1 tRNA gene is annotated in these 255 nt (G+C 42.7%); it reads left to right on the top strand.

Annotation, left to right across the window (positions count from 1 at the left end):
* Positions 1-130: 130 nt before the first annotated feature.
* Positions 131-206, top strand: a tRNA-Ala gene (locus ASU03_RS19605).
* Positions 207-255 lie beyond the last annotated feature (49 nt).

Genomic DNA, 255 nt, shown 5'->3' with positions numbered 1-255 from the left:
CCTAGGGGAACCTGGGGTTGGATCACCTCCTTATCTTGAAGTAAAATTGCTTAATGGAAATCAGTTTTCGGATTGTATTTCACGAGTGTTCACACAAATTACATGATAACAAAATTGAAGAAACCCTGATGGGGCTATAGCTCAGCTGGGAGAGCACCTGCCTTGCACGCAGGGGGTCAGCAGTTCGATCCTGCTTAGCTCCACCATTTATTTTCTTCACTAAAGAAAGAGACCAAACTTAACACATCATTTGTT

The organism is Colwellia sp. TT2012 (assembly GCF_001440345.1).
Taxonomy (GTDB): Bacteria; Pseudomonadota; Gammaproteobacteria; order Enterobacterales; family Alteromonadaceae; genus Colwellia.
This window is presented reverse-complemented; position numbering and strand designations above follow the sequence as displayed.